This window comes from Candidatus Aminicenantes bacterium, assembly GCA_026393855.1.
Lineage (GTDB): Bacteria > Acidobacteriota > Aminicenantia > Aminicenantales > UBA4085 > UBA4085.
Genome location: JAPKZJ010000126.1, coordinates 1 through 6,295 on the forward strand (window position 1 = coordinate 1; position 6,295 = coordinate 6,295).

The following is a 6,295-nucleotide window of genomic DNA, read 5'->3' on the forward strand; positions in this document are numbered from 1 at the left end:
GGATCTCGACCTCGATCCCGGACAGAAGCAAGGGCCCGTTCCAGGGCGTGATCTCGAGCTCGTTGGCCCCCGCTTCCGGCGTTAAGAGCAGGCTGACGGGAGCAGCCGACAAAAAATCCTCCCACATGACACGGCCGTTCAAGACCAGCGTCACATAAGCCGGGGTCGGCCCGGCCGGGAGAGCCTTGAGCGTCAGGCGGGAGTTGCGTGACTCTAAAAAGAGGGCTTGCTTGAAGGCAGTCCCTTTCGGCACCGTCACCCCCGCCAGATCGACGGCCCGGCTGGGCAAGGATTTGGCCGCTTCCGCGCGTAAAGCGGCCACGGCGGGGGCGTCGTTGAGCCGCTCGAAGTTCTTGCCCATCTTGGCCAGGAGATCGAGGTTCGTTTGGGCGGACAAGTCCTTCGCCTTCTGGTAGAAGCGGTTCGACTCGTAGAGAAAATCGAGCTTCTGATAGGCATCGCCGACGATTTCGAGAACCCGGGCGTAGTCGGCCCGGGCCGATTCGGTGACCATCATCAGGCCGCCTTCCATGGCCTGGCCGAACTCCGTGACTTCGCGATAGCGGTTCTGCCGAAAGCAGATCTCCAGCTCCAGCGCCAAGCGGCCGAGGTCCCGGCCGGATGTATCGGGCTTGGCCTCGATCAAGCGGCGTTCCCGGAGGGCCTTTTCGAGATCGGACACGGCCGAAGTCGAATTCGCCACCGCCAGGTAGGCCCTCAAATCGGGCAGGATCTCATCCAAGGTCCGAGCGATTTCCATCCGGCACCGGACAAGGCTGAGAAGCAGCGTCCGCTTCAATTCCAGGACGGAAGCCGGAGGGATGGGCTCGGCCGTAGGATCGAGCGCCTGGTAAAAACGGATGCCGTTTAACAGTTCCAAACCGGCCCGGTCGTGCGCCTCCGCTTCTTTGATCTTCAAGGCCAGGAAATCGCTGCGGGCGGACGCTGCGGCCTCTCCGGCGCAGGCGAATTCCAACGTTTCGGCGGCGGTCAGGTAATGGATTCTTTCGCCCCGGTCGAGCGCGCGCTCGGCCAGGAATCGGGCGACCCTCCTGTAGGCAGCCGGCTCGGCCGGCAGGACGGCCCGCAGAAAGCCGGGATCTTGAATCCGGAGGGCCCAGAGGTCGAGGACGGCATCCAGCCGTTCCTCGGTTTTCGCCGACAGGACGGATTTCAGGATATCCCGGGCGACGATCCGATCGGCCGGGTCGAGTGTGGCCCAGTTGGACAGCAAGGCCGGCCCGGTCAGGGCCAGAATGTCGGAATCCCGGCCGGCCAAGCGGACGGCTTTGACGTATTCCTCCATGGCCTTCTCTTCCGCCGGAAGATCGAAGAGACGCATATACTCGAGCGTCTTGGCTAGGTCGAAATGGGTCGCAGCCGACAAGGGGTTGGCACGAAGCGACCGGAGCTGGGCGGAGTGGGCCCGCCGCAGTCCGTCGTCGCGCGGTCCGGTCACGGTCAAATCCTCGATCGCGGCCTCAAACCAGGCCCGGCCCAGATCCCGGAAAGCGACGTCGTTATCCCGGATGAGGGCCGGCTCCCGCTCGAGAATCTCGATCCGGGCCGACGGCGCGGAAGCCTCCCGGGCCAAAGAGACGAGCCGCGATCCCCGGTAGAAGAGGACATCGGCCCCGGCCGCGGCCAGAACGGCGAGAAGAAGGAGAAGCCGTTTGGCGCTCATATCAGGCCTTCCGATAATAGGCGGTGGCGACGGTCAGGCCCAGCACAACCGCGAAAAGGACGGCGTTGGCGGGGATGTGCAGGTTGAAATCGGTCAGGCTGTGGACGAGCATGGCCGCCAAGGCCACGAATCCGCCCATGCCCAGCCCTTTGATCCCGGGGTGGCGGCGGGTGGACCAGGTCCGGAACGCGTCCAGCACCGGCCAGAGGACGAGCCCCAGGAGCAGCACGAATCCGACGACGCCCAGCTCGGCCAGGGCCTCAAGATAATCGTTGTGTGCGTGGAGCAGGCGTCCCTCCATGGCCACCGTCTCGTAGGACGGGTAGACGGCGCCGAAAGTGCCCCACCCGGTTCCCATGAGCGGGCCGTCCCCCACCATCCGCAGGACGCTGGACCAGTATTGGGGCCGACCCTCCTGCAAGAGATTGTCCTCGGAGAAGCGGCCGACGGTGGCTTCCACTCCGACATACAAGGAGACGGCAAGGATCAGAACGAAGACGACTTTGAGGAAGGTCTTGATCCAGGCTTGGCGGTAACGATTCCGGTTGAAATGATAAGCGGTCAGGAGAAAGAACAGGAGAAAGCTGAAACAGAGGACGAAAACACCCGAACGGGATCGGGACAGGACGATGGCCAGGGCCATGATCACGACCCCGATCAGGGCCAGGATGTTGAGGGCGAATCCGCGCCCGGTGATCTGGCCCAGCTTTTCGGACCATTTCTTGCCGGCCAGGGAAAAGATGTCGATCCGGGCGATGATCAGGGTCAGGGCCAGCGGCAGGATGAGCTCGAGATAGCCCGAGAAATGATTCCGGTTGATGAACGTCCCGGTGGCCGAATTGAGGTTGTAAACTTTGGGGAAGAACAGCACCCGGGGATTGTTCCGGTAAAGCTCGAAGAGGCCGTAGAAGGCCTGGGCGGCGCCCAGAGCGACGATGACCGATAGGAAGCGGACGATTTGGCGGCGATGGGTGACCGTCCGCAGGACCACCCAACCGATCAAGACATAGGCCAGAAGCTCCAAGGCCGCCCGGGCGGTCTGGGCCGGGACGATCGAAAGCGACAACGATCCCGAGTGGGCGAAGCCGGGATCGAAGCGCTCCCGCAAGCCGTAGAAATTCGGCGAGAGCAGCCGGACGACGGCTTTGGGGAGCGGGGCGATCTGCAGGCCCAGGAAAGCGAACAAGCCGGCAGCCAGAAAGCCCGGCAGGCGGAGCTTCGCCTCCAGCTTGGCGTTGAGGCCGGCGGGGCGCCGGAACAGCGTAGCCGCGGCCAACAGGGCCGCCAGGAGCTCGATGGCCAGGATCGACCAATCCTCGACCGAGGCGGCCGGCAGGGGGCTGAGAATGAGCAGGGCCAAAAGGCCGTATTCCACGAAGGAGGCGCGGATCCGTCGGGGCCGGGGCGCGGCGACAGCCGCCGGTTCCGGGCTGTATCCCGGCTCGGCCGCCGGCGCGGCGGACGAATTGATCAGGCGGCCTAGGGCATCCCTCACGGCTGCGGCTGTCCTTTGCGGCTCTCGGGAGGAGCCGTGCCGGGATCCTGGTAATACTCGTACTGAAAGTAGTTGGACGATAAGCCGCTCTTGCGGGCTTTGGAATCGTTGAAGATGGCGCCGATGATCGAAGCTTTGCCCTTGCGCAGCTCCTCGATCGTCTTGAGCAGAGGCTTGCGGGTGGCCTTTCCGGTCTTGATCACCAGCACCGTGCTGTCGACCATGGAGCTGACGATGACCGGATCGATAACCGCCAGAACGGGTGGCAGGTCGATCAGGACGACGCTGAATTGCTCTTTCAATTGGACGAGCAGCTCCTTCATCTTCCGGGAATTGAGAAGCTCCGCGGGATTCGGGGGATGCGGCCCGCCGGGCAGGACCCAGAGGTTGTCGATGGCCGTCTTCTGGATGGCGTCATCCAGCGTCGCCCGGCCGGTCAGGACACCGGACAGCCCGGTCAGATTACGGACTTGGAAAACCTTGGCCAGCCGCGGCTTGCGCAGGTCGGCGTCGACCGCCAAGACCCGGTCGCCCAATTGGGCGAAGGAGATGGCCAGATTGGCCAGGGTGGCCGATTTTCCCTCTTCCGGGGAGGTCGAGGTGAAGGCGATCGTTCGGGGCGCGGAGTCGGGGTGGGAGAAGAGGATCGCCGTGCGGACGGTCCGGTAATCCTCGGCGATCGAGATCTTGGGGAAGAGATGGTTGATCAGCTCGACCTCGGTGACCTTGGCCAAGGCGGTATCCACGCCCCCATCGGCCGCGCCGTAGACGCCGCCGTAGTTGGCGTAGCCGTTCTTCTTGCGGGTCGAGCCGGCCGAGAAGTGCGGGATGATGCCCAGCGAGGGCAGACCGGTCAGCTTCTCCAGGTCCTCGGGACCCTTGATCGAATTGTCGAGGAAGTCGGAGACGAAGGCCAGGCCGAGGCCGAGCAGCAGGCCCAGCAGCAGGGCGACCATGAGATTGCGCTTGACGGCGGGCGAGAACGGCGCCTCGGGCACGACGGCCGGGTCGACGATCTTGATGTTGCTCGTCTTGAGCCCGTTCAGGCGGGCCGAGACGTCGGTTGTAGCCTGCTGGTCCTGCAGCTTCTTGAGCAGCTCCTGGCGGCTCTGAATCTCCCGATCCAGGCTCTCGGCAAAGATATTTTCATTGCTCATCCGGGAGACTTCGCTGCGCTTACCGGCCAGGAGCGCATCCATCGTCCGCTCTTTGCCAAGAGCCGTCTGCCAGGCCACATAAGCCGCATCGGCGGCCTTCTTGATCTCACCCTCGAGCTGGGTCTTGGTCGAGTCGAGACGGGTTTTGGTCGCGATCAGATCGGGGTTGCTGGGACCCAAGGTCCTGCTCTTCTCGGCCAGATCGCTCTGCAGGGTCACGTAAGTGGTCCGAAGCGACTGGATGGTGGGGTTGTTGACCAGCTGGGGCAGGGAGTCGGCTTTCAGGCCGCTCAATTCGCGGTAACTGGCCTCAGCGTTTATCCGGGCCAGCTGGGCCTCGTTGAAGACCTTGAACTGGTCGGCATACTGGCCGACGACGCTGGATTCCTTGTCGTTGAGCGGGACGATCTTCTTCTGGTCGGTGTATTTGGTCAGCTCCCGCTGCTTGGCGGCCAGCTCTTCCCGGATGCGGGCGATCTGTTCGTTCAGGAAATCGGTCGTCTGCTGGGTGGCCTCGAAGCGGGATTCGATCGAATAGTTGATGTACTCCTGAGCCATCGTGTTGGCGACATCGGCCGCCAGCCGCGGATAAGGAGAAGTGAAGGTCAGGCTGACCAGCCTCGTCTCGGCGACCGGGACGACACCCAGCCCGTCGATGACGAATCCGGCGTAAGCCGCCGAAGGATCCTCGGCGCGGATCGGCGGCGTCGCCTCGGGCGCCGGCCCGGATCGGCCCTTGAGCCAGCGCAGGCTGAAGACGGTCTTGACCATCCGCAGGAGGCTCCCCTTCTCGGCCGACGGCTCCAGCAGCTCGGCCCGAGCGGCCAGGTTCATTTTCTTGGCCACCCGCTCGGCCAACAGCCGGCTCTGCAGAATCTTGAGTTGGGTGTTGAAGTAGGTCCCCATCCAGTCGGTCGAGCCGGTGGAGGTGCTCAGGAGATCCTGAATGGTCAGCATGCTCGACCCGGGATCCTCGATCAGGATGGTCACCCCAGCCCGGTACAGGGGGGTGGAGGTGAATGACATGACGCCCGATGCGGCCAGCAGGACGGCGGTCACGGAAACGATCACCCACTTCCGCTTCAGGACGATCCGCCAGTACTCAAGGAGGCTGACTTCCTTCTTGCCCGTCGCCGTGTGAACCATGTTTATTCCGTTTCACTCCCGCGTCGTCGCCGGCCGGGACGGTTGACCGCCGCAGCCGGTGGTTCGCGCTCGCCTTTAGGGTAGGCGATCCGCCTCCCGCCCGCAATCGTCGGAATGGATGATGCCGGGGGTGAAAATGTCCGAAACGCCCTCACCCCCAGGGGTGACTCGCCGGGTTTATAAAAACCCTTTGGGCACGTAGACGGTGTCGCCGTCCTGGAGAGGCACGTCCTTGACTTTGTTCTTCAAGATGGCTTTGACGTCGACGGAGATCTCCTTCTCCAGGCCCGAGGCATCCCGCCGCTTGATGACGACCCGGCCGAGCGAGGCCCGCTCGGTGTAGCCGCCGGCCTGGGCGATGGCCTGGGTCACCGTCGGCAGGCGGGACTGCATGACGGACAGCGCCCCCGGCGTCTTGACCTCGCCCAGGACGTAGATGGCGCCTATCCGGTCGACCTGGACGTTGACGATGTCCCCCGCCTCGAGCGGGATGTCGTATTGGGTCTCGCCCTTGTTGATCAGATCGTCCAGCAGGACATGCAGGGCGTTGCTCGTCCCGTCGGGCAGGCGCCGGATGATCAGGATCTCGCGGCCTGCATCGCGGCTGACGCCGCCGGCCATGGACAGAATCTGGAGCAGGGTCTGCCGCCCCATCAGTTCGTAGGAATCGGGCTTCTGGACGGCGCCGATGACGGTCACCCGCTTGCTCTGGCGGTCCGTGATGGTGACGCTGATCTGCGGATCCAGCAGCTGCCCTTTGTCGATGAACGCACGAACCAGCTTCTTCTCCAGCTCGGCGGCGGTCAGCCCCTC

4 protein-coding genes are annotated in these 6,295 nt (G+C 64.0%); all 4 read right to left on the bottom strand.

All coding sequences use genetic code 11. The annotated features are described in order from the left end of the window. Window positions 1-1,684, bottom strand: a 1,684-nt coding sequence (locus tag NTZ26_15320) for a hypothetical protein (GenBank protein MCX6561865.1), incomplete at its 3' end; no start/stop codon positions are given. Window position 1,685: 1 nt separating this feature from the next. Continuing rightward, window positions 1,686-3,179, bottom strand: a complete 1,494-nt coding sequence (locus NTZ26_15325) for an O-antigen ligase family protein (protein ID MCX6561866.1) — start codon at window positions 3,177-3,179, stop codon at window positions 1,686-1,688. Next, entirely contained in the window at window positions 3,176-5,482 is a 2,307-nt protein-coding gene (locus tag NTZ26_15330; GenBank protein ID MCX6561867.1) for a polysaccharide biosynthesis tyrosine autokinase, read from the bottom strand. The genes NTZ26_15325 and NTZ26_15330 overlap by 4 nt, the downstream gene beginning before the upstream one ends. A gap of 177 nt (window positions 5,483-5,659) precedes the next feature. Then, a partial coding sequence (locus tag NTZ26_15335) for an SLBB domain-containing protein (GenBank protein ID MCX6561868.1) occupies window positions 5,660-6,295 on the bottom strand: 636 nt, incomplete at its 5' end.

Coding starts and splice junctions, on each gene's coding strand:
- NTZ26_15330 (MCX6561867.1), bottom strand. CDS start 5,482: ATGGTTCACACGGCGACGGGCAAGAAGGAAGTCAGCCTCCTTGAGTAC.